At 63.7% G+C, this 358-nt stretch carries 1 pseudogene; it reads left to right on the top strand.

What is annotated here, in order from left to right:
• Positions 1-358: pseudogene (locus tag DBR24_RS33025) on the top strand (glycosyl transferase family 51); the annotation flags it as partial.

The following is a 358-nucleotide window of genomic DNA, read 5'->3' as shown; positions in this document are numbered from 1 at the left end:
ACCGCCACTCGCCCGACGGCTTGACGGTGTCCGGTGCGGAAAAGATCCGCCAGATGATTTCCGCCAGCGTGCGCGCCTATCAACCCGGCCCTGAAACCCTTGCAGCCCGTCAAAACATCGTGCGCGATTACCTCAACAGCGTGCCGCTGTCGGCGGTGCCCGGGCACGGTGAAGTGCATGGCATGGCCGAAGGCCTGCGAGTCTGGTACGGCAGCGATTTCAACCAGGCCAACGAACAGTTGAACAGCCCGGCCACCGATCCGAAAACCATGGCCGACAAAGGCCTGGCCCTGCGCGAGATGCTGTCGCTGATGATCGCCCAGCGCCGCCCGTCGCATTACCTGAACAAGGGTCGCGA

Origin of the sequence: Pseudomonas sp. HMWF006, assembly GCF_003061205.1 — a bacterium.
GTDB classification, from domain to species: Bacteria; Pseudomonadota; Gammaproteobacteria; order Pseudomonadales; family Pseudomonadaceae; genus Aquipseudomonas; species Aquipseudomonas monsensis.
Note: the sequence above shows the minus strand (reverse complement) of the source record. Positions and strands in the feature narration are given on the sequence as shown.